The sequence below is a fragment of the Lacibacter sp. MH-610 genome (assembly GCF_045780045.1).
Classification (GTDB): domain Bacteria; phylum Bacteroidota; class Bacteroidia; order Chitinophagales; family Chitinophagaceae; genus Lacibacter.
In genome coordinates this window covers 1,223,553-1,250,003 of record NZ_CP116002.1, presented here as the reverse complement: position 1 = coordinate 1,250,003, position 26,451 = coordinate 1,223,553, and the positions used below count along the sequence as shown (strand labels likewise).

Genomic DNA, 26,451 nt, shown 5'->3' with positions numbered 1-26,451 from the left:
GGGTTTATTTCACCACTTCAATATTACGATTTAGCGGCGGAGTTTCCATGTAACCATAGCATATACCACAGCCGTCTTGAGTTTCTTTTTCAAGAATCCGGCAATCAAACAGCTCGTTCACCTTTATACCCTTTGCATTGAAATCACAATAATTGCTTACAGTAAATACATTGTTATAAACAGTACCACTGGGTGAAGTCCATGTCATACCAAGATTAAAATAATTTTTATCCTGAATTTCTACAATGTTATAGGCACAAAAGGATGCTATCAGTTTGGCTTTAAACACACCTTCGGCTTTTTCTTCTTTGCTGCAGGAGGAAAAACTCAAAGCAAATAAGCAACCCAGTGACAATAAGATTGTTTTCATTTGTTTCATTTTAGTAATTGACCTTCTTCCATTTGTTTTCGTTGCACCTGCACACCATTTTTACAATACCTTTGCCCGCTATGACAAAAGTAATCCTCAATAAAAAAATCGGGCATCGTGTATTAAACGGTCATCCGTGGGTATTTGGCAATGAAGTAAACCGTGTGGAAGGTGATGCAGCGGCAGGAGCCATTGTGGATGTGCACACACATGATAACAAATTTTTGGGCAGAGGTTATTTTAATCCGCAATCACAAATACAGGTTCGTATTCTCACAAGAAACAAGAATGAAGAAATCAATGAACAGTTTTTCTTGAACAAGCTGAGTGAAGCATGGAAGCACCGTCAGCAGCTCGGATATAAAGAAAACTGCCGCCTCATTTTTGGTGAGGCTGATGGATTGCCCCAACTGATCATTGATAAATTCAACGATTACTTTGTGATTCAAACACTGGCCTTTGGCATCGATGTATGGAAACCCGCTATTGTAAAAGCCATCAACCAGATCTTTCAACCCAAAGGCATTTATGAACGCAACGATGTACCCGTTCGTGAACTGGAGGGCATGCAGCAGCAAAAAGGATTTTTAAGTGAACCGTTTGATACCAATATCATCATAAAAGAAAATGGATTACAGTTTCATGTAGATATTGCAAATGGGCAAAAAACCGGTTACTTTCTTGACCAGCAGGATAACCGCCGGGCTATTCAACACATTGTAAAAGACGCAGAAGTGCTGGGCGCCTTTACCTACACAGGTACGTTTGAAATTCATGCAGCTCACTATGGTGCCAAATCAGTACTTGGTTTGGATATTTCGCAAGGGGCTATTGATATGTGCAACAAAAATGCAGCATTAAACGGCGTTGCAGATAAATGCCAATTTGAGTGTGTGAATGCGTTTGATGTTTTAAAAACATGGGTAAAGGAAGGTCGTCAATATGATGTGGTGATGCTGGATCCGCCCTCCTTTACCAAATCCAGGGCTACCATTCAAAAAGCCATTACCGGTTATAAAGAAATCAATCTGCGGGGGATGAAGCTGGTAAAGCCCGGCGGATTCCTGGTTACCTCCTCCTGTACCAACCTCGTGCAACCGGATTTGTTCCTGGAAATCATTCAAATGGCGGCCAAGGATGCCCGCCGGCAAATAAGACAGGTTACGTTTCAAACGCAAAGCGCTGACCACCCGATTGTTTGGGGCTGGGAGAATACACACTATTTAAAATTTTTGATTGTGCAGGTGCTGTAAAAGTTGAATGGTTCAAAAGGTTAGTGGCAGTGCAAAAAAATAGAGGTCTTTAACCTCTTCAACTTTTAAACCATGAAACCACGAAACATTACTTTACCACCTGGAATTTACCGCTTTCAATAATCTGTCCGTTACGGTCAGTTAATTGGAAGATGTAAACACCTCTGAAAAAATCATTCAGGTTGATAACAGTACGGGGTGTAAGGCTGTTTACCTCCACCATTTTCTTTCCGATAAAATTATAAACCTTGAGGCTGTAGTTTGAAAGAGCCAAAGGAGTCTCAAACTCAAAATTGATGTAACTGATAGCAGGGTTGGGGAAAAAACGCACCGCCTTCACCTGGCTGCCCGGTGTACGGGTCTGGGCCGAAGCCGCAACAGCCGAAATGAGGATAATGGATAATATGGTAAAAGTGCGTTTCAACGACGTAAATCTAATTTTATTACGTGCAATATACAAGCTTTTTCCTCACAAATTCTTAAAAACAAAAGGCAGGCCACATAGGAATCCTGCCTTTTTAGGGGTAAAACCTTAACATTTTTGTTTAAAGTGATGCCAAACTGCGGTTTATTGCCTCAAAATCGGGCACCTGGCCGGCATCTTCCAGAACCTCTGCATAACGTACGATCCCTTCTTTATCAATTACAAAAGCGCTACGCTTGGAAACGCCTTTCATTTCAGAAAACCATGTTTCATAAATGGATCCGTAGGCACGGGATACTTCTTTATTAAAATCGCTGAGCAATGTAAAATTATAACCTTCCAGTTCCTTGAATTTATTCAACGTTGCAGAAGAATCTACTGAAATAGCTAATACTTCAGCATCAGCATTTTTATAACGGCCGATATCATCTCTGACAGCACATAATTCTGCAGTGCAAACACTGGTAAAGGCCAATGGAAAGAAAAGGATTAGTACATTTTTTCCTTTGTAATCAGAAAGAGAAACTTTAGTACGATCGCTGCTGTACAAGGAAAAGTCGGGAGCTTTTTGTCCTGCCTGAATACTCATAATTAATATATTTTTTGAAGCAGGATAACATCTATTCAGTAAAAATGTTCAAAGCTGAAGAAGTAAAACCAAGTGGTTACTATTGCTTGCGTAATTCCAGAGTAGTAAGTTTTCCGTTTATAGTTTGCGTGGCTTTTACCCAGGTCCAGTTATTGTTCACAATTTTCCATAAACCATCCAATCGCTGTAAGGTAGAGGTAGCAGAAGCAGGATAGTCGGCTGAAATTTCCCGTTTGTAACCATCCCCCTGCCAGGAACCGGTTGACTCAGTGGTTCCGTTTTTAATAGCATCTACCGTACGGTTGCTTTTAAACTGAAAGCGGTAGCCAGTAAATTCAGTGAGGTAATCAGTTCCGTCATCATATACAGTTACTACCCATTGACCATCCGTCATGGCATTCACAATCATATCTTCTGCTATTTGCTCCTGTGTTTGCTGTATTAATTTCTTACAGCCAGTAAGCAGCAATAAGAGCATTAAAGTATAAACCGCTTTTTTCATAGAATCAGTGTTGATTTTTAAAGATAATGCGTTTTAGTGTGCCCGCTAAGCCCTTACAGGTTTCTTTACACATTTTAAGTGGTTTTATATGAGTTTTCTACCTTCAAATAACGTTCCGCTGTGAATTATCTTATTTTTATTGCATGCAAATTGCCAATTTTATAGCGGCGCTGGAGCAATGGGCGCCCCCTTCCCTGCAGGAAGATTATGATAACAGCGGTCTTATTACAGGCAACCCACAGTGGAATTGCAAAGGCATCCTGGTTTGCCTGGATGCTACAGAAGCGGTGCTGGCCGAAGCCTATAGCCGTGGTTGCAACCTCGTTATTGCCCATCACCCCATTGTTTTCAAAGGATTGAAACGAATTACCGGCCGCAATTATGTAGAGCGGACCATTATTGAAGCCATAAAAAAAGACATTGCCATTTATGCCGTGCACACCAACCTGGATAATGTTCTGAACGGCGTAAACAGCGCCATCGCCAATAAACTGGGGTTAGTACAACAGCTGATACTCCATCCAAAAAAGAATCAACTTAAAAAGCTATTCACTTTTGTGCCGCAGGCTGATGCAGAGCAGGTTCGGGATGCTATTTTTAAAGCCGGGGCAGGCCATATCGGTAATTACAGTGAAACGAGTTTTAATACCACGGGAACAGGCACTTTTAAGCCCGGTGAAGGGGCTAATCCAACCATTGGTTCCATTGGAAACAGGGAGGAAGTGGCGGAGATGAAAATTGAAGTCATTTTTCCGGCATGGCTGCAAAACAGCATCATCAGAGCCATGAAAGAAGCGCATCCTTATGAAGAAGTAGCCTATGACATTGTTTCGCTGGATAATGATTTACAGCAGGTTGGAAGCGGGCTACTGGGTAATTTACCAGAACCCATTTCAGAGGATCGATTTTTACAATTGCTCAAAAAAGCATTCGGTTTATCAGTGATCAGGCATACTGTTTTAAGAGGAAAGATGATAGAAAAAGTAGCGCTCTGCGGTGGAGCAGGAAGTTTTTTAACGCAGGCCGCTATTGCAGGTAGTGCCGATGCTTATGTGACTGCTGATATTAAGTACCATGAGTTTTTTGATGCCGATGGGCACTTACTGCTTGCAGATATCGGCCACTGGGAAAGCGAGCAATTTACAATTGACCTGATTCATGATTACCTGAAGGATAAATTCCCTACCTTTGCCGTCCTCAAAACAGGGGTAAAAACCAACCCTGTAGAGTATTTCAGTTAAAAAGGAACCGGCCGGAAACACATAATGAGCGAAGGTCAACCCGGAAACTGAAACACAATAAAGCACATAAAACAACAACTCAGATATGGCTGCAACAAAAGAATACTCAGTTGAAGAAAAATTAAAAGGCCTCATCCAGCTTCAGAAAATTGAAAGCAAACTGGATGAAATCCAGATCTTAAAAGGTGAATTGCCGATGGAGGTGAAAGACCTGGAAGATGAAATTGAAGGATTAAAAGCCCGCAAGCACCGTATTGAAGAAGAGATCAACGGTATTCAGGAGTTTATTGAGGGTCGTAAAGAAGCGATCAAAGAAGCACAGGCCCTGTTGAAGAAATACGAGAAGCAGAGTGAGAATGTAAAGAACAACCGTGAGTTCGAAGCCATCAATAAAGAAATTGAAATGCAGGGGCTGGAAATTAAACTGGCCGAAAAGCATATAAAAGATGCTACTGAAGAGCATGCTGAAAAAAGTGAATTGCTGGAGAAAGCTAAAAAGGCAATCGGCACAAAAGAAAAAAACCTCGAACACAAAAAAGGTGAATTAGATAAGATTATTGCTGAAACGGAGAAAGAAGAAACCCATTTCCGTAAAGAAGTAGATAAGGCAAGAGAATCAGTAGAAGATCGTTTGCTCAGCAGCTTTGAACGCATCCGCAAAAGTTACCGTAACGGTCTGGCTGTAGTTCCCATTAACAGGGATAGCTGCGGTGGTTGCTTCAACACCATCCCTCCTCAACGCCAGAGCGAAATCCGCCAGCACAAAAAAATCATTGTTTGTGAAAACTGCGGTCGCATTCTCGTTGATACGGATCTTAATGATTCTGTAGAAATCTAAACTCAAGATTCTATATATACCAAAGCGTTTCACTTGAAACGCTTTTTTTGTGCCCTGTACCATGCAACAATATTTTTTCAATACTGTTTCAGTATCATACTGTGCTCATTTGTCTTAGTTTTGAAAGCGCATGTTAAAAGAAGTCTCCATACAGAATTTTGCCATTATTGATGAATTGGAAGTTTTGTTTCAACCCGGTCTTAATATCATTACCGGTGAAACAGGTGCAGGTAAATCAATCTTGCTTGGCGCTCTGGGTTTGGTACTGGGTGAACGGGCTGATACCAACGTGTTGAGGAATAAAGAAAAGAAATGCGTGGTAGAAGTATTGTTTGATACATCTGCTGAAACACAGAAATGGCTGGAAGCACAAGATATTGATCAGGGTCCTGAAATTACTTTGCGGAGAGAAATTAACAGCAATGGAAAATCCAGAGCTTTTATCAATGATACCCCGGCCACATTACAGCATTTAAAACAACTGGCCGCTTTACTGGTTGATCTGCATCAGCAATTTGATACTTTAGAATTAGGTGAGGCTTACTTCCAACGGGAAATACTGGATGCAATGGCGGGCTGCAGTAAAGAGGCGCTTGCATATAATGAACTTTATACAAAGTACCTGAAGGAGAAACGTGAATTGCAGTTACTGGTACAGGAACAAGTAAATGCTCAAAAAGAAAAAGACTATCACCGTTTTTTACTGGATGAGCTGGAACAAGCATCGTTCAGGGAAAACGAACTGGAAGAAGCAGACCAGGAGTTGAAGTTACTGAATAATGCCGGCGCAATTTCTTCTGTTTTGCAGGAGGCCGTAGCGGTGTTAAATGAAAATGAAACACCGGTTGTGCAACAGATCAAATTATTACTGCAACGGCTTCAACCCTACCGGCAACTGAATAAACAGTTAGAGGAAACAATGGAGCGTTTACACACAGTACATATTGAACTGGGAGATATTGCCAATGAATTGGATCATCTTCAAAACAGTGTAACCATTGATGAAGAAAGGATGCAGCAGTTAAACGAACGGATTGAACTGGGTTATAAACTGCAAAAAAAACATGGTGTTCACACCACCGCTGAATTATTGGAGCTTCAGGAACAACTTCAGAATAAGTTACAGGATTTAATGAATCTTGAAGAATCCATTGCTGCCAAACAACAAACCGTTACGGCCTATAAAAATCAACTGCAAAAAGAAGCTGCGCATCTCTCTGCACAACGAACCAAAGAGGCAGCACCCTTTGCTGAAAAAGTAAATAGCCTGCTTGCAAAGGTGGGTATGCCGAATGCCCGTTTAAAAGCAGAAGTGAAAGCAGCAGCATTAAATGCATTTGGAACAGATGAAATTCTGTTCTTATTTGATGCCAATAAAAGCAACCGTTTTGAACCTATCAATAAAGTAGCGAGTGGTGGTGAACTAAGCAGGTTGATGCTTTGCATTAAATCGCTGGTAGCACAAAAAATGGCCTTACCTACAATGTTATTTGATGAAATTGATACCGGCATCAGTGGCGAAGCAGCCAGGCAAGTGGGCTTGCTTTTAAAAGAACTATCCACAAAGCACCAGGTGATTACCATTACTCATCTTCCGCAAATAGCAGCCAAAGCAACCGCCCATTATCATGTTTACAAGCAGGAAGAAAATACAACGATCGCTACACGTATTCGATTGCTTAAGAAAGAAGAGCAGATTGAAACCATTGCACGTATGCTTAGTGGCGAACAACTCACACCATCATCATTAAAAACAGCAAAAGAGTTGGTTACAGGATAAAAGAAAAAGGTTACCAGTAAAACTGATAACCTTTTGTCGGGAGGACAGGATTCGAACCTGCGACCCCCTGGTCCCAAACCAGGTATTCTACCGGGCTGAACTACCTCCCGAAAGTTTCTTTTGCAGAGTTGTCGAAGAAAAAAATTCCTGCGACCCTCCCGCTCTCAAGCGGGATATTCTACCGGGCTGAACTACCTCCCGATGTATCTGTTGCTAACCCAGATACGATTCAGATTTTCTTTTAGAAAATAGTGCGGTGAGGGAGGGATTCGAACCCTCGGTACAGAGTTACCCGTACGGCAGTTTAGCAAACTACTGATTTCAGCCACTCATCCACCTCACCTTACTTTGACTGAATTCCTCTAATAGAGGGCTGCAAAAATAGCTACCTGTAGTTAAAGTGCCAAAACAAAAATCCCGGACTTTTTAAATAATCCGGGACTCATTTTATTTTTTTATGCAGTCTATGCAAAGCTGCAGTTTACATCGCTGCTAATTGCACTTTTTGCTGCAACTCCATCACACTTTCTTTGAAGAGACTATCTGTATCCATCAGGTCTTTTACAGTTTGACAGGAGTGAATAACGGTTGTATGATCACGTCCGCCAAAATGCTCACCGATTGTTTTGAGTGAATTCTTCGTAAAGGTCTTGGCCAGGTACATAGTAATCTGTCGTGCCTGTACAATTTCACGCTTGCGGGTTTTTTGAAGCAGCTTATCATAGCTTACATCAAAGTATTCACATACCATTTTCTGAATGGCATCAATTGTAATTTCTTTAGAGGAGGTTTTAACGAAATTCTTCAACACTTTCTTTGCTAAATCAAGGTCAATTTCCTTTTTGTTAAGCGAAGATTGTGCCAGTAATGAAATAAGCGCTCCTTCTAACTCCCGCACATTGGTGCTGATGTTATAAGCAATATACTTCACTACATCTTTGTGCATATCCAACCCGTCATTCTTCATTTTCTTTTCCAGGATTTCAATACGGGTATCATAATCCGGCACCTGTAAATCGGCACTCAATCCCCAACGGAAACGGCTGAGTAAACGCTCCTGTACACCTTCCAGGTCTTTCGGCGGCTTGTCAGATGTAAGAATTAACTGTTTGCCGCTTTGATGCAGATGGTTGAAGATGGCAAAGAATGCATCCTGGCTTTTTTCAGCCCGGTTAAAGAACTGCACATCATCAATAATCAATACATCTATTAACTGGTAAAAATGAATAAAATCGTTAATGGCATTGTTGCGGCTGTGATCTACAAACTGGTTAATAAACTTTTCACTGCTTACATACAGCACTACTTTATGCGGGTGCTGACGCTTTACTTCATTACCCACCGCCTGTGCCAGGTGTGTTTTACCTAAACCAACACCACCATAAATAACCAAAGGATTGAAAGAAGTAGCACCGGGCTTATCTGCCACTGTTTTACCGGCACGTCTTGCTACACGGTTGCAATCGCCTTCAACAAAACTATCAAATGTGTAATTAGGATTTAATTGCGGATCAATCTGAACTTTCTTTAAACCCGGAATCACAAATGGATTTTTAACAGGGTTATTTATGACGAGCGGAAAGTCCATTTCGTTATTTGTATAAGTTTTATAACCATGACCCGGCACATCCATTGTGATGGGCTGATTGTTTTTGTTACCGCTGTCCATCATAATCCTGTACTCCAGGTTTGCTTCTTTGCCTAACTCTCTTTTTAAAGTTTTGGCAAGCAGGGTAACATAATGCTCTTCAAGATACTCAAAAAAGAATTGACTTGGTACTTGTATGGTAAGGATCTTTCCTTTCAGTTCAACAGGTTGAATGGGTTCAAACCATGTTTTAAAATGCTGCCACTCTACAATATCCTTGATAATAGCCAAACAATTTTTCCAAACTTGATCAGCCGACTTCGTCATTTTTCCTATAGCAATTTATGGTTGAGTTAATTAGTTTCTGTCTGTTTGATTCTCTATGTTTTTATAATCTGAAAGGATTATAAAAAATTAGGGGGGACGGCGAATATCAACACTTTTCGTGGAAAAAAAAATTTTTTATTCACTTGATTTTTTCCCAATAACAACAGTGTTTGCTTTTGCCAAATTTTTCTTTTTTCCGGGCAAAAATTCATAGGCCAGATACCCCAACTGAATGCCTGCCCAACCCACCTGGTTAATCACTACATCACTTCCTGTTTTATTTTTTACTACCATTGGTTCGTTCAAAAAAGTATGGGTATGTCCACCTATAATCAGGTCTACATGCATACTTTCCTTTGCCAGTATTACATCACAGATATGATTCGGATTTTCCCTGTACTGGTAACCAAGGTGCGAAAGACAAATGACCATATCACAATCTTTTTTTGTTTTCAGATAATCAGCCGTAGCGTTCAGGTTAGAAACGGGATCGAGGTATTGGGTTCTTCCAAACAGGTTATCCGGCACAAGACCGTTCAACTCAATACCAACACCGGTAACGCCTATTTTCAATCTTCCTTTATTATAAACTTTATAAGGCAGGGTTTTGCCTTCCATAGCAGTGCCGGTAAAATCATAATTACATAATAAAACCGGGAAAGATGCATGATTGAGTTGTGTTGCAAAATTTTCAAGCCCTGCATCAAAATCATGATTCCCCATGGTACAGGCATCATATCCCATTTTGGTCATAGCCTTTATTTCAGGCTCACCTTTGTAAAGATTGAAATAAGGAGTGCCCTGGAAAAGATCACCTGCATCCAGTAATAAAACCTGTTCTTCTTTTTTACGGATATCATTGATCAACTGCATACGGGCAGCCACTCCACCTAACCCTTGATTTCGGCTTCCGTCCATAGGAAAAGGCTCCAGGCGACTGTGCACATCATTGGTATGAAGTATAACCAATCGCTGTGCAGCAGCCACTTCCCCTGCCAAACCAAAAGATGAAAAAGCAAGTGCACCTGCTGTAAAAGCAGATTGTTTTATAAACTCTTTTCTATTCAACATAACTCACCCTTTTTTGTAATGCGCCTTTTATTGTTTGCAACGCAGCCGCATAATCAATAAACGCATCACGCATTAAATACCCTTTATTAAGTTGTGGTAGTCCTTTGAGCATCGCTGCATCATCCCCGCCATTAGCTGTATAATCACCCAAAGCAATTTTATATTCTTTTGAAGGATCCAACGGCGCACCATTAATACTGATGTTCACGGCTTTTTTATTCTGTATCTGCATACGCATACCTGCAACCGGCCATCCACCTCTTGCACTTATGTGATCCAGGAACTGCTGCAATACATCTCCTTTAATGGTTACAATTACCAGCAGGTTATCAAAAGGAAAAAGCTCATAAAATTTTCCTCTTGTAACTACGCCAGCTTTAACAGAAGGCAAACGGATACCGCCGTAATTAACAAAAGAAATATCCGGCTTCACTCCTATTTTCTTTTCAGCCATCACCATCATGGCATCGGCCATAAAATTTCCGAGTGTACATTCAGGCTGACCTTTTTCAAGATCAGTTTCAAGTGCAGCAATCATAACATTCATATTACTGCTCATACTATCACGGTAGGGTTGCAAAAAAGATTGAAGTGATGAATCTGTACGAAGATTCATGACACGATACTCTTTATATTGTAAGGAAGAAGCCCTGTAAACGGGATTACAGTTTGAGAAAATAAATACAGCTGCACAAAGTGCAAAAATGGTTTTTACTCTAAGCATGATAGTTTTCGGGAAATGGTAAGTTAGGATTTTTCAATTCACTACAAAATGAGCGGATGATATTTTTTTTATTATCATGTATTTGTTCCGTTCGTCGCTTTGGTTGAAAGGAAACGGTATCTTCGCCGCTATCTGTTTTCAGGTTCAATACTTGACACATGCCTACAACTTTACAATTTAAGTTAACACCAGAGCAGGCTGCCTCCGGAGATGCTGTAAAAAGACAAATCGCCTCTCTTGCAGGTGTATCAGCGTCAGCCATCAACGGGTACCATTTATTAAAACAGTCAGTAGATGCAAGGAGCAAACAGGCATGGATCAACTTAACCGTTGAAGTTTATATTCAAGAACCGTTCCAGCCAAGAACAAACCAGCCTTTTTTTTGGAACAATATAAGTACCGCTTCCAAATCTGTACTGATAGCCGGTGCAGGACCTGCAGGTTTATTTGCTGCACTCCGATTGATAGAACTTGGCATCAAACCGATAATTATTGAACGGGGTAAGGATGTGCGGAGCCGGAGACGGGATCTTGCATTACTCAATAAAGAAGGAGTTCTTAACCCTGAAAGTAATTACTGTTTTGGCGAAGGTGGTGCAGGTACTTACAGTGATGGCAAGTTATACACCCGCAGTAACAAAAGAGGAAATATTCAACGCATCCTTGAACTGTTTCATCAATTTGGTGCAGAAGAAAAAGTTCTTTATCAATCACACCCTCATATCGGCACCAATAAACTGCCACATATTATTACTGCCATGCGGGAACAGATATTGCAATGCGGCGGCGAAGTCCATTTTAATACCAAACTCACCAATATTCTTGTTGACAGGAATGAACTAACAGGTATTGAAGTAAACGGATCAACAATACTGAAAGCTGATGCCTTGATATTAGCAACAGGCCATAGTGCGAGGGATGTATTTGAGTTACTGCATAACAATGGAATACTCATAGAAGCAAAACCATTTGCGCTGGGAGTAAGGATTGAGCATCCGCAACAGATTATTGACTCCATTCAATATCACTGCAGCGTACGAAATGAATTTTTGCCACCTGCTTCGTATAGTTTAGTAGAACAGGTAAATGGTAAAGGAGTATTTAGTTTCTGCATGTGTCCAGGTGGTATAATTGCTCCTGCATCAACCGCCCCGCAGGAATTGGTTGTAAACGGATGGAGCCCTTCTAAACGGAACAATCCGTTTGCTAACAGCGGCATGGTAGTAAGTGTGCAAGAAAAAGATGCATTGCAGTATTTAAAATCGAAAAAACTAAAAAGCGATATTCAATCGCTTGAAACACATCCCTTGCTCATGATGTATTTTCAGCAGGCAGTGGAGCAAAAAGCATTTGCAGCCGGAGGCGGAAAATTTGCAGCACCCGCCCAACGGATGGTTGATTTGTTTGAGCGAAAAACCTCTTCCACCCTTCCTGATTGTTCCTATGTACCGGGCTTAAATGCGGTAAATCTTGATCAGGTTCTGCCTTCCTTTATATTTGACAGTCTGCGACTGGGCTTTCAAACATTCGGAAAGAAGATGAGAGGGTATTTTACGAATGAAGCTGTGGCGGTAGCTACGGAGTCACGCACATCATCACCGGTAAGAATTCCGAGAAACCCGGATACACTGGAGCATGTGCAGGTGAAAAAATTATACCCTTGTGCAGAAGGTGCGGGTTATGCAGGTGGCATTGTGAGTGCGGCTATGGATGGAGAAAAAATTGCCGACAAGATTGCCGCAGTACTTAAAGCATGATATTTTTTGATAGAAAACAGTCATTCCTGTAACAATTTTCATATTCATCACACCCATACCAATTATGAGTACCATTTTAGAAGTTCAAAACCTGAAGAAATATTTTGCGTCGCAGAAAGCTGTGGACGATATCAGTTTCACCTTAACAAAGGGTTCCATATTTGGATTGCTGGGCCCCAACGGAGCCGGTAAAACCACCCTCATCCGTATGATTACGGGAATTTTTTATCCTGATGCGGGCAACATTCAACTCAACGGTAAAAAATTTGACCCCGTAAATGATGTGATTAACATCGGTTACATGCCCGAAGAGAGAGGACTGTACAAAAAAATGAAAGTGGGCGAACAGGCTATGTACCTGGCGCAACTGAAAGGCCTGAGCAAACAGGATGCCTTTACGAAAGTGAAACACTGGTTTGAAAAGTTTGAAATGGAAAGCTGGTGGAATAAAAAAGTGGAAGACCTTTCTAAGGGAATGGGACAAAAACTCCAGTTTGTAACCACCGTTTTACATGAACCGAGATTGGTGATACTGGATGAACCCTTCAGCGGACTGGACCCTGTGAACAGCAACCTGATCAAAGATGAAATTTATGCTCTGGCCCAAAAAGGCACTTCCATCATCTTCAGTACACACCGGATGGAGCAGGTAGAAGAAATCTGCGATCATATTATTCTTGTAAATAAAGGACAGAAAATCCTGGATGGAGGTGTAAAAGAAGTTAAACAGCAGTTCAAAGAAAACATTTTTAAACTGGAGCTCAATGAAGACGGAGCTCAATATGTACACCCTTCCTTTGAAATTGTAAACAGGGATAAACAGGAACTGGTTGTAAAAATACATGAAGGTTATACCGGCAACGATGTGCTGCAGCACTTTATGAGCCAGGACAAACAGATCATGGCATTTCATGAAATACTTCCTTCACTCAATGATATTTTTATTCACCTGGTAGAAGGAACACCTACTGCCCGCCAATTTGAAAATTACACTGCTTAAACTACTATTATGAACAAGATCTTCATCATTATACAAAGGGAATATCTCACACGTGTAAGAAACAAAACCTTTCTGCTTTCTACCTTTTTACTGCCACTGGTAATGTTGCTTTTTATTTTCGGCTCTGCATACCTCGGTGCCAAATCCATCAAACAATACCGCATTGCTGTAAAAGACGAATCCAACCTGTACAAAAACAAAATGGACAGCAGTAATGCCGCTGCGTTTTCATTTCCTGAAAACATAAGCATGAAAAATTATAAAGCAGAAGGCTATGATGGGTTGCTCATCATTTATTCTGCAAATCAGTCCACCCCTGATTCTGCAAGATTGTATTCAGAAAAAGACCTGGGACTTGCATCTGACGGTGCTGTAAAAAAACAATTGCAAAAAGTAAATGAAGAAAAGCTCTTACTTGAAAAAGGTGTAAGCCGAGCCATCATTGATTCCATCCGCTCAGAAAGTGAAGATGAGGCGCTGCTCAATTTTAGATCCTATAAAGTAAAAGGCACAGAGCTGAAGGAAGGAAATAAAAAACTGGCTTCAATCATTGGTTTTATAAGCGGCATCATCATTTATATCACACTCTTTATTTACGGCGCTTCGGTAATGAGGGGTGTGATGGAAGAAAAAATGAACCGGATTGCAGAAGTAATGGTGAGCAGTGTAAAACCTTTTCAGCTAATGCTGGGCAAAATCGTTGGTATTGCTGCTGTAGGATTAACACAACTGATGCTCTGGATCATACTCATTATGATCCTTGTAAATCTGCTGCCCCTTATTTTACCGGCAGACATGTTGCAAAATGTACAGCAAACCAATCAAACTATGCCCGGTGCCATGGGCCCCAATGATACCGTTTCCAGAACCATTATGAGCAGTACGGGTGTTGACATCAGCTCGGTTAACTGGTTTCTTACTATTGGAATGTTTTTATTTTACTTCTTAGGCGGCTATTTGTTTTATGCTGCGTTATTTGCTGCCGTAGGAAGTGTAATTAATGAAGACCCGCAGGAAGCACAGAGTTTGATGTTGCCCATTACCATGCCCATCATCTTTGGTTTTATCATGCTCACATCAACTATTGAAAACCCATCAGGGCCATTGGCATTCTGGGGAAGCATTATTCCTTTTACATCGCCCATTGTAATGATGGCAAGAGTAGCGGGTGGTGTACCGGAAAGTGTACCCTACTGGCAGTTGTTCCTTTCCATGTTCTTATTAATCGGTGGATTTTTGTTCACTACCTGGCTTAGTGCCAAAATTTACCGCACCGGTATTTTAATGTACGGTAAAAAAGCTAGCTGGAAAGAGATGCTCAAATGGGCATTCAAAAAAGGATAATACATAAAACAGCAAACAAGATTTCATGCAATTACAAAATATCTTATTGTTTGCAATCATTCTGTTTGCAGTAACAAGAAGAATATGGCTGATAAGAAAAGCCTGGATAGCCCGTGATTATTCAAAGCTGAAAGCAGAATGGCTTTTTTTAGGAATCATCAGTGTAGTAAGTATGTTGATGATCTGGTTAACACAACGGAACTAAATGCCTAAAATAAAAAAGTCCCTTGATTTAAAACCAAGGGACTTTTTATATCTGCATTAATTCGAATAATTAAAAAGAATGTAGCGTAATCGGCGTCATAAAAGGATGATGTAATTCTTCCTCGGCTTCAATTAACTCGTAGTTTAGTTTGATAATGGCTCCGTCTTTCACCACCACGTTTTCTTTCTTAACGGCCTTGTAACCCATTTTATCTACAATGAGTGTATGCTCCCCTGCAGGAACAGTAATTTTAAAATTACCATTGGCATCTGTTTGAAATTCTTTTACAAAAGAGGCCTTAAAAATTGCAGCGTGAAACGTTGTATTCGATATAGGTTTTTTGGTTTCGGCATCAATGATGGTGCCCTGCACGGTGCCGGTTTCCACACCATTACCCGCCTGTGAGAAAAAAGAAAACCCTGTAACGAAAACAGCCAGCAGAATTATCTTCTTCATAATGATAGTTTTGAGATGATCGGTTTAAAATTAGAATCTTTTTTGCGATCTGACCCTTCCACCAACATACAAATGGATGAATGGTTCAGTACAAACAAAGATTTGTGCCTATGAAAGTAGTTCTAATAAATAAAATGTTGCACAAAATGATTGAATTTTTTTGTTAACTATATAACTGCATCTATCGGGGAGCCTCCTTTTACCGGGCTTCTAAAGGTTGCTGCAGCGCTTCAAGAAATTCATTCCAAATGTTTTGTGTAATGGTTGCAGCGGGTTCAATTGCATCCAGCAAGCTGCTTACCTGGCCGATCTCCAATTCACCTTCGTCCAGGTTCCCTTCAAACATTCCCTTTTTAGCACGGGCACGGCCCAGCAGTTGAATCAGTTCTTCTTTGGCAGCACCCCGGTCTTCTGCAGCCTGTACCTCTTCAAAAAACCTGTTTTTGAGTAACCGAACCGGTGCCAGTTGTTTCAACATTAATTTAGTATCACCTTCTGTGCTGTTAATCACCATGTTTTTAAAGTTGATGTGCGAAGAAGCTTCCTCACTGGCAACATAACGGCTGCCGATCTGCACACCTTCTGCACCCAGCACCATGGCCGCCAGCATCTGTCTGCCTGTTGCAATACCACCGGCAGCAATCACCGGAACAGTAACTGCTTTTTTAACAGCAGGAATGAGCACCATGGTGGTAGTTTCTTCTCTACCGTTATGACCTCCGGCTTCAAAACCTTCCGCCACTACTGCATCACAGCTGGCTTCTTCAGCTTTTTGAGCAAACCTGCTGCTGCTCACCACATGTACAACAGTTATTCCATGTTGTTTTAAAACAGGGGTTAAAAGTTTGGGGTTACCGGCACTGGTAAAAACAACTTTCACGCCTTCCTCAATAATAATTTGAATATGTTTATCAATATCGGGATACAGCATGGGCACGTTTACTGCAAATGGTTTTTGTGTAGCAGCCTTGCATTTTTGAATATGTTCTTTCAATACTTCAGGATACATACTGCCGCTGCCGATGATGCCCAAACCACCTGCATTGCTTACAGCACTTGCCAAACGCCAGCCACTGGCCCAGATCATTCCGGCCTGGATAATGGGTTTTTCAATCTGAAAAAGTTGAGTGATGCGGTTAGAGAAAGTTGAAGACATATTTTCTATTTTCGACAAAGCAAGATAGATCAAATTTTTAAACATGATGGATGAACTGATCAGGCAGATACTGCTGTTAAATGAACAGGAACGACGCAAACTGGTGCAAATCATTAACGCAAGCTTTGAACCACTTGAGGAAGGGCATGCTTTCTTTGAACAAGACTTTCCTGAAGAAACTATTGCAATCATACGGCAACGGACAGAAGACATTGAGAACGAAAAGCCATGCCTGATTGAATTTGATGATCACCTGTCAATCTTACTTTAGTTATGCTTTACTTTCATGAAAGATGCACAGGCGATTTTGTTTCAATTATTACTGAATTGAACAAAAGAAGCAGCGAAAGTGTGACTGAATTTAAAACTGCTTTAATTGATACGTACCAGAGAATTTATGCAGATGAGCACGGGCAACATCAAATCTGGAGTTATAACAATATCACCATCAAAGCCATAAGGTTTAATGTGGAGCCTGTTCGAAATTTCCCTTATGTTGTAATTTTCCAAAAAGAAAATGGAAAGAAAATAGTAATTGCAATTGTTTATAACAGAAAATCAATGACCCGGTATGTTTAATTAAAACAAGCTATAGTGCAAATAGGAAAAGCTCAATAGCAACACAACATTCTGCAATCAACCCTTCGACTTTGCTCAGGAATTAAACATCACCCCAAATCAATCTCTGTATTATCGCCAATATTTAAACTGCGGGTTTCGCCTTTTACTTCAGTATCACTGCCAATCAAACTTTCTTCCAGCACGATATCAAACAGGTCAGCATAGCTGCCAATGATACTTTCTTTGATGATGGAGTAATTGATGGTGGTATTATCACCTACGGCTACATTAGGGCCAATGATGGAGTTTTTGATTTCGCAGTTTTTACCAATACTCACCGGCTCCACCACAATTACATTTTCAAAACGGTGATCGGGCGAAATGGAGGTGCCGAATTTTTTTAACAGGGTGGAATTGCTTTCCAGCAAAGATTCTTTATTACCGCAGTCAAACCAATTAAGCACTTTAAAACTCTGAAAGCGGGTTCCCTTCGTAATCATACACTCCAGTGCATCTGTTAAACTGTATTCATCACGGTTCTTTACACCCTCCCTGTAATTAGCTTCCAGGCATTCAAAAAGCATTTTAGACTCTTTGATTTTGTAAATACCTACCAATGCCATATTGCTTTTAGGAATCTGTGGCTTTTCCACTACTTTGGTAATAATCCCTTCTTCATCAACTTCTGCCACACCAAAACTGCGTGGGTCATCTACTTTTTTAATTCCCAATAAAGAAGCAGAAGATTGCAGTAACTCCTTTACATCATACTCACAAATGGTATCACCCAAAACAATCATCACTTCATCATCACCCACTATTTCTTTAGTGAGCATCACAGCATGGCCTAAACCTTCCCGTTCGCCCTGTAAAACAAAGCTGGCGTTAATGCCTTCAAAGGTTTCTTTTACATAGTCCTGGATTTTATCGCCCAGGTAGCCAACTACAAAAACAAAATCATTAATACCGGCACTACGTAACTGATCTACAATAATGCTGAGTACCGTTTTACCGGCGATGGGAATTAATGCCTTGGGTTGCGTATATGTATGCGGCCGCAGTTTAGTACCGGCTCCGGCCACAGGAATAATTGCCTTCATTCAAAAAATTTGGTCAATCAGGGGCGGCTAAAGTACCACTTTTTGAATAAACAAGAGCTATGTATTGTTTGTACAGAACCTGTTTATAAAGAAATATAAACAAAAGCCCCGGGGCTGCATTGCAGGGCTTATTTTTGCGGCCTGAAACAGCTTCATTGTTGTTTTGCTGCTGCCATCTCAAGATAACAATTTTCTGAACCAGCCAAAACAAGAAACGATCACACATGCAAAAAGACACAATCATTTTCGACCTCATTAACAAAGAACTCGAACGTCAGCGGAACGGTATTGAGCTGATTGCTTCTGAAAACTTTACTTCGCTGCAGGTAATGCAGGCTATGGGAACGGTAGCTACCAACAAATATGCTGAAGGCTATCCTGGCAAACGTTACTATGGCGGTTGCGAAGTAGTGGATGAAATTGAAACGATTGCTATTGAACGGTTGAAGCAGGTATTCAAGGCCAGTTGGGCCAATGTGCAGCCTCATAGCGGTGCACAGGCGAATACGGCCGTGTTTATGGCTTGTTTAAAACCCGGTGATACCATCCTGGGACTTGACTTGAGCATGGGCGGACATTTAACCCATGGCAGTCCCGCCAACTTCAGCGGAAAAAATTACCGGGCAGTTCATTACGGTGTTACGGCTGAAGGATTGGTTGATTATGAACAACTGGAAGCCAAAGCCCGTGCAGAAAAACCAAAGATGATTATTTGCGGTGCCAGCGCTTACAGCCGTGATTGGGATTACCAACGTATCCGTGCTGTAGCCGATGAAATTGGCGCTTTGGTATTGGCTGATATTGCACACCCCGCCGGCTTAATTGCCACCGGCTTATTAAACGATCCGTTTGATCATTGCCATATTGTTACTTCCACCACACATAAAACATTGCGTGGCCCACGTGGCGGTATCATTATGCTGCGTCATGATTTTGAAAATCCATTTGGTGTAAAAGACCCCAAGGGTAATTTAAGAATGATGAGTTCGCTGCTGGACCTGGCCGTTTTCCCCGGTATGCAGGGCGGTCCGTTAGAACATGTGATTGCGGCGAAAGCAGTTGCCTTTGCTGAAATATTAAGCGATGATTTTAAAGCATACGGCCAGCAGGTAATTGCCAATGCCCAGGCGATGGCTAAGGCATTTGTAGAGAAAGATTACCACCTCATCAGCAAGGGAACTGACAATCACCTGATGCTGATTGACCTGCGCAACAAAAATATTACCGGCAAAAAAGCACAGGAAACATTGGACAAAGCTCATATTACACTCAATAAAAACTCAGTGCCAAATGATGACAAGTCGCCGTTTGTAACCAGTGGTATACGAGTGGGTGTTCCTGCCATTACTACAAGAGGTTTGAAAGAAGCGCACATGAGCACTGTGGTGGATATGATTGATAAAGTGCTGATGCATGCAGATGATGAGGCTGTGATTGCGGCAGTAAAAACAGATGTAAAAAACTTTATGCAGCAGTTTCCGCTTTATCCTGAACTGGGTTAAAAGATTGTTTTATTCTCAATTTAGTTTTATGATTCAACGTATTCAATCTGTATGGCTGGCATTTGCAGCAGCCGCCTCTTTTGCGGCTATAAAATTTTCTTTTTACAGCGGCACAAAAGCTGATAATACATTTGCTGAATTAAACGGACAATCCCATTTCTTACTATTGATTCTTGGAGTTGCTACAGCGCTTACTGCATTGTTTGCGTTGTTCCTTTTTAAAAACAGGAAATTGCAAATGCAGCTTTCGCTATTAGGTTTGTTGCTGCAGGTGGGTATTCTTGCTTTTTATTTTTCGAGGATCAGCGATTTTACAAACGGAAATTTTGCCCTTACCTCCCTGCTCAGCTTTGCGATACCGGTTTTCTTTTTATTGGCATGGCTGGGAATACGAAAAGATGAGAAACTCATTAAGAGTATGGATCGGTTACGCTGATGCATAAAAAAGCGGATCGTTTGATCCGCTTTTTTGTTACTGTATAAGAATGGTTTTTGTAAGCCGCTCCTGTTTTCCTGTTATTACCAAATAATAAGTACCAGGTAAAAGATTTTGTGGTAACCTGGTAAGAGAAGTCATGAAATTACCTTGTACCACCAATTGGCTTTGCAATACTTTTTGACCATTGCTGTTCATAAGCGACAGATCATAGGTTCCACTTTCAAACTGATTGAATTGTATCATCAGTTGCGACTGTGTTACAGGGTTGGGTAAAATATTCCAGCTTTTTTGTTTACTGCCTGTAACTTTTACAATAGAACTGTATAACTGCTGTCCATCTGTTAAAACAATTTTCACCCGGTAAAACACAGTTGCATCCACCCCGGCAGCATCATTTGTATTGTAAGTTGCCTCCGCACCATTGTTCAGATTTGGTTGCACTGTTTGAAAAGAATTGAAATCACGACTATTAGAAGAACGCATCCATTCATAACGTAACACATCTCTTTCAGCATAATTGCGGAACTGCAGAGCGATAAGACCACCGTTTTTAACAGCGCTCAAAGTACTTAACTCAGCGGGCAATGGATTTAATGTACCGGTGGTTCCCAACGCAAAGGGACTGAAGGAACTGATAGTTCCTGATGTAATTGTTCCCGCTGTGGCAGTGCCGGATGATGCCGTCTGTCCTTCATTCGTCCATACACCACCGCTATGTTTTGCCACCCGCAAATCAGCAATATTCGTTACATAGTCCGCCGTGTTGCAGGGGCTATTATCACCCCATGAAAGTGTAACCGTTGTATTACCGCTTCCTGCCGTACGATCCAGCAACCAGTATTCGCAGGAACTCACTCTTGTTAAACCGGTTCCGAGTGAATAAGGAGGCACAGCAATTACCGGATTCGTTCTTACAAAGCTTGCCCTGAATGTTGATGCGGCGCTTGGTGCTCCAATGGCAATGGGCCGGTAAATGGTTCCGTTACCCACGGGAAATGTAAAGGCAGTAGCACCTGTTTTGGCAACCGGCCCGTTTACATGTGCATTTGCAGAAGCGTTTACTGCAGCAGCGCCGGTATTGAATGTAATAAGATTGGTGTTAGTTGATGTTATGATGCCGCTTGTAAATGTGGCAGTTCCGTTTACAAATACAGGTTGATTGAGAGTAACGCCACCTGCAGATTTATTAATGGTAAGATTATTAAACATAGTAGCTGCACTCCCTTCTACAGATTGAGCATCGCTACCGTTGAAAACAACAGTTCCTGTACCGGCTGTAAAAGAACCATTATTAATCCAGTTGCGGGTTACATTTATTGTTTGATCAAATGCGTCAGCATCCAGCACACCATTAATAATTACATCTCTTACAATATTTAAAGTAGTTGTAAAACGAAATGTTGGTGAGTTGGTAGCGTTAATTTCTAAGTCATGAATTGGTGTGGTTCCTGTTAATTGAAATATCGGAGCCGCCGGTGTGGATGCATTTCCAAACTGTATCGTTCCGCCGGTGACCGTATAGGTAGCTGTATTGTTGATCCAGTCAGAAACTGCTGCAGAAGGTCTTTGAAAAACAATCGTTCCGCCACTCATTGTAAAAGAAGATCCAGTTGCTGAAAGCTCAAAGGAACCAACTGAAAAATTATTACCGGCTGTACAAACTGTTAGAGTACCCCCTGATTGGTTATAGCTGATAGTTTGACCTGTAGCACTTGGTATCAAAGCTCCACTTATGTTCATGGCCCCGCCTTCAATGATTAGAGAAGCACCAGTATTATAGGTAAGCCACCAATCAGCTGCAATACCAACGTTATAAGTACCATTGGTAATTCTGATTAAACCGGCTAACTGTGTATCTCCGTTCTGCCCAGTTACAGTAACGTTTGGATTATTTAACCAGATACCTTCATCACTATTGATCACAGGACTAACGGTACTAAAAAATGTATTGCTGAAGGTATAGATACCCGACATTCTGATAATACCTCTTGTTAATGTAAGAAAACCGGTTGCTGCTGAAAAGTTGGAAGAAGCAATATCAATAATGCTGGCAGCATTTGTATTGTTTACATTGATTGTATTAAAATCAGTTGTGCCGCCCGTACCATTAACAGTTTGATTAGCTGCTCCGTTAAAAACAACATCAGCAGTAGCCCCGCCAATTCGCATATCAAACACACCGTTGTTTTGCAGGTTGCCGCCAATATTCAACACATTACCGCCATTGCCTGCAGTTTGCAGTGTTGCCCCGTTTAAAACTGTAACAGAACCGGATACTGTTAATGTACGATTGGTATTATTATTTCCTAAGGTTAATGAACCTGAAGCACCGCCACCAATTGTAAGAGCAGCAATACCCGCATTTGTATTGAGCACTACATTAAACCCGTTTCCGATAGTAACAGCGTCCGTTGCATCAGGAACTCCGTTAGGGTTCCAGTTATTGCCGTCGGACCAGTTACTGGTGCCTGCACCACCATCCCAGGTTTTTTGTGCATCAACTGTTACTACTAGAAAAAAACACCCAATAAAAAAGAAGAAACATTTCATAAACCAATAAAATGAGTTAGAAAAAATGCCGGTTAATTAGAGGTAAATGATGATTGAAGGTGGGTATTGATCAGGCGCAGGTTGGTTTGCAAAAGGTACAGATACGATTATCTGCTCCCTATCGGCAAATCTTATGAGTTGATTAAAAACTTGTTTGAATTAATTCCGGCCCTGGTGGAATTTCCTGTCTGAAGAAAAGCACTTCAGTCTGGAGAGAAGAAATACAATTGTGGGACTGCAAGCAGTAGTTACACTGGATTTGAGCTCTCATAAATATTGAATTTGGTTTTTTGATGGATTCAGAGGACGTAAAAATAAGTAAAAACTCTTAATGTTGTAAGTGTTTACATTTAATTTTTACTTCCTGCTGGTTCTACCAAATTCAACGATGCAGGTTAAGATAAGCAGCCGTGTTACTTTTTTTAGCTTGCTTGATAGCAGTTGGAATACCGGCAAATACGAGTTCTCCACCGCCGTCACCGGCTTCCGGACCAAGGTCAATCAACCAATCGGCCCGTTCAATTACATCCGTGTTATGTTCAATTACAATTACGGAATGCCCTTTTTCAATTAAGGCATGAAAACTTTTCAGGAGTTTATTGATATCATGAAAATGCAACCCTGTTGTAGGCTCATCAAAAATGAAAAGAATACTACCGGCACCGTTACCTCTTCCTAAAAAGGAGGCCAGCTTTACACGTTGTGCTTCACCGCCACTCAATGTATCACTGCTTTGCCCGAGTTTAATGTAACCTAAACCTACATCAGCCAAAGGAGATAACTTCTTGACGAGGTCTTTTTCATTTCTGAAAAACTCCAACGCTTCATCTACACTCATCTCCAATACATCATGAATGCTTTTGTCATTGTATTTTACTTCCAGCACTTCCTCTTTAAAACGCTTACCACCGCAAACTTCGCAGGTGAGATGCACATCGGCAAGGAACTGCATTTCCACAATCTGCTCTCCTTCACCTTTACATGCATCGCATCTTCCACCATCCACATTAAAGGAAAAATGTTTGGGTTGAAAACCACGGATCTTACTCAATGGCTGGCCGGCATATAATTCCCTTATTTCATCATACGCTTTGATATAAGTTACAGGGTTGCTTCGGCTGCTTTTACCAATAGGATTCTGATCTACCATTTCTATTTCAGCAATGGAATCAATATCTCCTGTAAGTTGTTTATGCATACCGGCACGGTCGCCAAACTCACCTTTCAGCTTACGGAGTGCAGGGTATAAAATATTTTTGACCAATGTTGTTTTACCGCTGCCGCTCACACCACTTACCACACACAACACATTTAATGGAAATTCAACAGTAATATTTTTGAGATTGTGTTGTCTTGCTCCTTCCACTTTAATACTGCGGTTCCATTTGCGGGGTTTTCCAAAATCATCAATCGTTTTACTGCCGCTTAAATATTTACCCGTTAAACTTTTAGGATTGCTGATGATGCTGTCATAATCACCTTCTGCAATTACTTCACCGCCCAGGTGACTGGCCAATGGCCCCATATCAATAATATGATCGGCTTCCCGCATCATCATTTCATCATGCTCCACCACTACTACTGTATTTCCAAGGTTTCGTAATTCTTTCAGCACCTGGATGAGGTTAGCCGTATCTCTTGGATGTAAACCAATACTCGGTTCATCCAGTATGTATAAGGAATCAGTTAAGTTACTGCCCAGCGAACGTGTTAGCTGTATCCGTTGACTTTCACCACCACTCAAAGTATTGGCCAAACGATTGAGCGTTAAATAACCCAATCCAACATGCAGCAAGGTTTGAAGCCGGTTATGAATTTCAATTAAAATACGTTTGCCCACCTCCTGTTCGTATTTGCTGAGCTGTAACGCATCAAACCAAACTTTTAACTCCTTCACCGGCATTTCACAAAGCTCACCAATGTGCATGCCGCCGATTTTTACATACAAAGCTTCTTTACGCAAACGATATCCTTTACATTCTGTACAGGTTGTGCGGCCACGATAGCGGCTCAACAATACACGGTACTGCACTTTGTATAAATTGCTCTCAACCTCTTTAAAAAAATCATCAATGCCATAGGCAACTCCAATACCTTCCCAAAGCTGACGGTATTGCTGACTGCTGAGATCAGCGATAGCTTTATGTACCGGAAAGCCGCTTTTAGAAGCGTTCTTCACAAACTGCTCCCGCCACCAGCCCAGCTTCTCTCCTTTCCAGGGAGCAACGGCACCATCATACACACTTAAACTTCTGTCAGGTATTACAAGGTCTTCATCTATACCCAATACCTGGCTGAAACCTTCACACACAGGGCAGGCACCATAAGGATTGTTGAAAGAAAATAAATTGGGTACAGGTTCTTCAAACTTGATATCATCCAGTTCAAACTTATTGGAGAAATGCAATAATTCAGTTCCATCCTTTTCAAGATACAACTCACCTTCACCTTCATAAAAAGCAGTACCGGCACTATCAGCAATGCGGTGCAGATCATCTTCATCAAAATCTTTGGCAATCAAACGGTCGATTAAAACAAAGATGGTGAATGGTGAATGATCAATAGTGAATTGTTGTTTCAATTCTTTATCACTTAACTCCAGCAGGTCTTCAATATGCAGAATTTCACTTTCAACGGCTCCTTTAGCTTTCGATTTTTTGGTTTCTGCCCTTTTATAAATTCTTGTAAACCCTTTTTGTAAGAGGATATTGAATTCTTCTTTAATGCTGCGTTTGGCATGTATGGGAAAAGTGGAGAGTACCAGTATTTTTGTTCCTTCCCCAAATCCCTGAATAGTTTTTACCACATCTGTTACATCATCCTTTTTTACTTCTCTTCCGCTTACAGGGGAAATAGTGCGGCCCACTCTTGCAAAAAGCAAACGCAGGTAATCATAAATCTCTGTCATGCTGCCAACGGTGGAGCGGGGCGTACGGGTAATTACTTTCTGTTCAATAGCAATAGCAGGGCACAGGCCTTTGATGTAATCCACATCAGGCTTGTTCATACGGTTGAGAAACTGACGGGCATAGGCACTTAAACTTTCCGCATAACGACGTTGCCCCTCTGCATACAAGGTATCAATAGTTAGTGAAGACTTGCCGCTACCGCTTACACCGGTAACCACTACCAGTTTATTACGTGGAATGGAAACAGAAATATTTTTAAGGTTATGAACCCTTGCCCCTTTAATAAAAATTGCGTCTTTGGAAACAGGCGCTGCGGCTGTTGCCGCTGCCTTACCGGAAACCCCTTTACCCATAGTGTACAAAGTAACAGAAAACACCCGACTCCCATTGAAAGAGAAATAGTTTACCGCTCACAGAATTTGATCTGTTCAAAAAACAATATGCATTTCACTTTAAGCGTTTCAACAGTACAATCGCATTTTTCTCTTATTGCCTGCTTTACCCTGAAAGCAGGTTCAAAAAAATCAGTGTTAAGGTAAAACCCCTATGCCTGCATCGGAATTTACGCTGCTTGCTGCTGCGTGAGTGTACGTTAAATTCTTCTGAATGTTTGCTGATTCATTTTTTTCCTCTACTTTTATTTCAGAAATTCAATATTCCTAAACTGATCTAAATCGCATATCTGCCTATAGCTACAAATTCTACTCAACAACAGTTTCTGTAACACATTACTGTCGTACTTATTATTTGAAAACCATCAACCGT

The 26,451-nt window shown here is 41.1% G+C and carries 24 protein-coding genes and 2 tRNA genes; 12 read left to right on the top strand and 14 right to left on the bottom strand.

Annotated elements, in window-relative coordinates; translation table 11 throughout:
- Positions 1-4: 4 nt before the first annotated feature.
- Positions 5-370 carry a hypothetical protein gene (locus PDL71_RS05700; RefSeq protein ID WP_407526568.1) on the bottom strand — a complete coding sequence of 122 codons (366 nt, stop codon included), beginning with the start codon at positions 368-370 and terminating at the stop codon, positions 5-7.
- 80 nt (positions 371-450) lie between these two features.
- Between PDL71_RS05700 and PDL71_RS05695 the strand changes: the two genes are divergently transcribed.
- On the top strand, positions 451-1,623 hold the full coding sequence (locus PDL71_RS05695; RefSeq protein ID WP_407526565.1) for a class I SAM-dependent rRNA methyltransferase: 1,173 nt from the start codon (positions 451-453) through the stop codon (positions 1,621-1,623).
- 88 nt (positions 1,624-1,711) lie between these two features.
- On the opposite strand, the gene PDL71_RS05690 is transcribed toward PDL71_RS05695, so the two are convergent.
- The 3 genes from PDL71_RS05690 to PDL71_RS05680 form a co-directional block, all read right to left on the bottom strand.
- Positions 1,712-2,047, bottom strand: a complete 336-nt coding sequence (locus PDL71_RS05690; RefSeq protein ID WP_407526563.1) for a T9SS type A sorting domain-containing protein — start codon at positions 2,045-2,047, stop codon at positions 1,712-1,714.
- Positions 2,048-2,168: 121 nt separating this feature from the next.
- On the bottom strand, positions 2,169-2,636 hold the full coding sequence (locus PDL71_RS05685; protein WP_407526560.1) for a redoxin domain-containing protein: 468 nt from the start codon (positions 2,634-2,636) through the stop codon (positions 2,169-2,171).
- Positions 2,637-2,715: 79 nt separating this feature from the next.
- A complete protein-coding gene (locus PDL71_RS05680) occupies positions 2,716-3,138 on the bottom strand; it encodes a hypothetical protein (protein WP_407526558.1) in 423 nt (140 codons plus the stop codon).
- Positions 3,139-3,281: 143 nt separating this feature from the next.
- Between PDL71_RS05680 and PDL71_RS05675 the strand changes: the two genes are divergently transcribed.
- The 3 genes from PDL71_RS05675 (at position 3,282) to recN (ending at position 6,997) form a co-directional block, all read left to right on the top strand.
- A complete protein-coding gene (locus PDL71_RS05675) occupies positions 3,282-4,379 on the top strand; it encodes a Nif3-like dinuclear metal center hexameric protein (protein ID WP_407526556.1) in 1,098 nt (365 codons plus the stop codon).
- Positions 4,380-4,464: 85 nt separating this feature from the next.
- On the top strand, positions 4,465-5,217 hold the full coding sequence (locus tag PDL71_RS05670) for a zinc ribbon domain-containing protein (RefSeq protein WP_407526553.1): 753 nt from the start codon (positions 4,465-4,467) through the stop codon (positions 5,215-5,217).
- A gap of 130 nt (positions 5,218-5,347) precedes the next feature.
- The gene (gene recN / locus PDL71_RS05665) at positions 5,348-6,997 is read left to right on the top strand and encodes a DNA repair protein RecN (RefSeq protein ID WP_407526551.1); all 1,650 of its coding nucleotides are present in this window, start codon (positions 5,348-5,350) and stop codon (positions 6,995-6,997) included.
- 36 nt (positions 6,998-7,033) lie between these two features.
- Here the strand turns inward: recN and PDL71_RS05660 are convergent.
- From PDL71_RS05660 to PDL71_RS05640, 5 genes are all read right to left on the bottom strand, one after another.
- Positions 7,034-7,107, bottom strand: a tRNA-Pro gene (locus PDL71_RS05660).
- A gap of 144 nt (positions 7,108-7,251) precedes the next feature.
- A tRNA-Ser gene (locus PDL71_RS05655) sits at positions 7,252-7,340 on the bottom strand.
- Positions 7,341-7,478: 138 nt separating this feature from the next.
- A complete protein-coding gene (dnaA, locus tag PDL71_RS05650) occupies positions 7,479-8,912 on the bottom strand; it encodes a chromosomal replication initiator protein DnaA (RefSeq protein ID WP_407526548.1) in 1,434 nt (477 codons plus the stop codon).
- Positions 8,913-9,047: 135 nt separating this feature from the next.
- Entirely contained in the window at positions 9,048-9,983 is a 936-nt protein-coding gene (locus tag PDL71_RS05645) for a bifunctional metallophosphatase/5'-nucleotidase (RefSeq protein ID WP_407526545.1), read from the bottom strand.
- Positions 9,973-10,707: a 5'-nucleotidase C-terminal domain-containing protein gene (locus PDL71_RS05640; RefSeq protein ID WP_407526542.1), complete on the bottom strand. Its 735-nt coding sequence runs from the start codon at positions 10,705-10,707 to the stop codon at positions 9,973-9,975. Before PDL71_RS05640 ends, PDL71_RS05645 begins: the two co-directional genes overlap by 11 nt.
- Before the next feature lie 158 nt (positions 10,708-10,865).
- Between PDL71_RS05640 and PDL71_RS05635 the strand changes: the two genes are divergently transcribed.
- The 4 genes from PDL71_RS05635 (at position 10,866) to PDL71_RS05620 (ending at position 15,013) form a co-directional block, all read left to right on the top strand.
- Complete coding sequence (locus tag PDL71_RS05635) at positions 10,866-12,464, top strand: NAD(P)/FAD-dependent oxidoreductase (protein WP_407526540.1); 1,599 nt, start codon at positions 10,866-10,868, stop codon at positions 12,462-12,464.
- A 64-nt stretch (positions 12,465-12,528) separates the two neighbouring features.
- On the top strand, positions 12,529-13,464 hold the full coding sequence (locus PDL71_RS05630; RefSeq protein ID WP_407526537.1) for an ABC transporter ATP-binding protein: 936 nt from the start codon (positions 12,529-12,531) through the stop codon (positions 13,462-13,464).
- A 9-nt stretch (positions 13,465-13,473) separates the two neighbouring features.
- On the top strand, positions 13,474-14,808 hold the full coding sequence (locus tag PDL71_RS05625; RefSeq protein ID WP_407526534.1) for an ABC transporter permease: 1,335 nt from the start codon (positions 13,474-13,476) through the stop codon (positions 14,806-14,808).
- Positions 14,809-14,833: 25 nt separating this feature from the next.
- Positions 14,834-15,013, top strand: a complete 180-nt coding sequence (locus PDL71_RS05620) for a hypothetical protein (protein WP_407526532.1) — start codon at positions 14,834-14,836, stop codon at positions 15,011-15,013.
- Positions 15,014-15,082: 69 nt separating this feature from the next.
- Here the strand turns inward: PDL71_RS05620 and PDL71_RS05615 are convergent, their stop codons facing one another.
- The gene (locus PDL71_RS05615) at positions 15,083-15,469 is read right to left on the bottom strand and encodes a carboxypeptidase-like regulatory domain-containing protein (RefSeq protein ID WP_407526529.1); all 387 of its coding nucleotides are present in this window, start codon (positions 15,467-15,469) and stop codon (positions 15,083-15,085) included.
- Positions 15,470-15,668: 199 nt separating this feature from the next.
- Positions 15,669-16,625 carry an NAD(P)H-dependent flavin oxidoreductase gene (locus PDL71_RS05610; RefSeq protein ID WP_407526526.1) on the bottom strand — a complete coding sequence of 319 codons (957 nt, stop codon included), beginning with the start codon at positions 16,623-16,625 and terminating at the stop codon, positions 15,669-15,671.
- 43 nt (positions 16,626-16,668) lie between these two features.
- Between PDL71_RS05610 and PDL71_RS05605 the strand changes: the two genes are divergently transcribed.
- Complete coding sequence (locus PDL71_RS05605) at positions 16,669-16,896, top strand: hypothetical protein (protein ID WP_407526523.1); 228 nt, start codon at positions 16,669-16,671, stop codon at positions 16,894-16,896.
- Positions 16,897-16,898: 2 nt separating this feature from the next.
- Entirely contained in the window at positions 16,899-17,204 is a 306-nt protein-coding gene (locus PDL71_RS05600) for a hypothetical protein (RefSeq protein ID WP_407526520.1), read from the top strand.
- A gap of 89 nt (positions 17,205-17,293) precedes the next feature.
- Here PDL71_RS05600 and PDL71_RS05595 read toward each other — a convergent pair whose 3' ends face one another.
- Positions 17,294-18,286, bottom strand: coding sequence for a sugar phosphate nucleotidyltransferase (locus tag PDL71_RS05595; protein WP_407526517.1), 993 nt, complete (start codon positions 18,284-18,286; stop codon positions 17,294-17,296).
- Positions 18,287-18,510: 224 nt separating this feature from the next.
- Here PDL71_RS05595 and glyA point away from each other — a divergent pair, with 224 nt between their 5' ends.
- The gene (glyA, locus tag PDL71_RS05590) at positions 18,511-19,788 is read left to right on the top strand and encodes a serine hydroxymethyltransferase (RefSeq protein ID WP_407526515.1); all 1,278 of its coding nucleotides are present in this window, start codon (positions 18,511-18,513) and stop codon (positions 19,786-19,788) included.
- Between the two features lie 28 nt (positions 19,789-19,816).
- Positions 19,817-20,224 (top strand): DUF4293 family protein, encoded by a 408-nt coding sequence (locus PDL71_RS05585; protein ID WP_407526512.1) that lies wholly within the window; start codon positions 19,817-19,819, stop codon positions 20,222-20,224.
- A gap of 36 nt (positions 20,225-20,260) precedes the next feature.
- Here PDL71_RS05585 and PDL71_RS05580 read toward each other — a convergent pair whose 3' ends face one another.
- Both PDL71_RS05580 and uvrA read right to left on the bottom strand, forming a co-directional pair.
- On the bottom strand, positions 20,261-22,777 hold the full coding sequence (locus PDL71_RS05580) for a T9SS type A sorting domain-containing protein (RefSeq protein WP_407526510.1): 2,517 nt from the start codon (positions 22,775-22,777) through the stop codon (positions 20,261-20,263).
- A gap of 382 nt (positions 22,778-23,159) precedes the next feature.
- Positions 23,160-26,039 carry an excinuclease ABC subunit UvrA gene (gene uvrA / locus PDL71_RS05575; RefSeq protein ID WP_407526507.1) on the bottom strand — a complete coding sequence of 960 codons (2,880 nt, stop codon included), beginning with the start codon at positions 26,037-26,039 and terminating at the stop codon, positions 23,160-23,162.
- Between the last annotated feature and the right edge of the window lie 412 nt (positions 26,040-26,451).